1 protein-coding gene is annotated in these 544 nt (G+C 77.4%); it reads left to right on the plus strand.

The window, feature by feature from the left end; all coding sequences use genetic code 11:
- Positions 1 to 76: 76 nt before the first annotated feature.
- On the plus strand, positions 77 to 544 hold a 468-nt coding region (locus tag G5C65_RS38155; protein ID WP_338146866.1), incomplete at its 3' end, for a response regulator.

Raw genomic sequence — 544 nt, forward strand, 5'->3', positions numbered from 1 at the left:
GGGTGGCGGCGCACGACGGCAGGCTGCGGCTGTCGAGCCCGCCGGGCGGGCCGACGGTGCTGCGGGTGGAGCTGCCGTGCGGGTCGTGATCGCCGAGGACTCCGTGCTGCTGCGGGAGGGGCTCACCCAGATCCTCGCCCGGTTCGGGCACGAGGTCGTCGCGGGGGTGGGGGACGCCCCGGCGCTGCTCGCGGCGGTCCCGGAAGCGGAGCCGGACGTGGTCGTCGCGGACGTCCGGATGCCGCCGGGCTTCCGGGACGAGGGGCTGCGCGCCGCGCTCGAACTGCGCGCCCGGCGCCCGCAGCTGCCGGTGCTGGTGCTCTCGCAGTACGTGGAGCACGCGTACGCCGCGGAGCTGCTGGCCACCGGCGACGGCGTGGGCTATCTGCTCAAGGACCGGGTCGGGGAGGTCGCCGAGTTCATCGGGGCGGTACGGCGGGTCGTCGCGGGCGGCACGGTGATCGACCCGGAGGTGGTGCGCCGCCTGCTGTCCCGCCGCCGCGGAGCCTCCCCGCTGGACCGGCTCACCGGGCGGGAGCGGGAG

Origin of the sequence: Streptomyces boncukensis (assembly GCF_011045075.1) — a bacterium.
In the GTDB taxonomy this organism is placed as follows: domain Bacteria; phylum Actinomycetota; class Actinomycetes; order Streptomycetales; family Streptomycetaceae; genus Streptomyces; species Streptomyces boncukensis.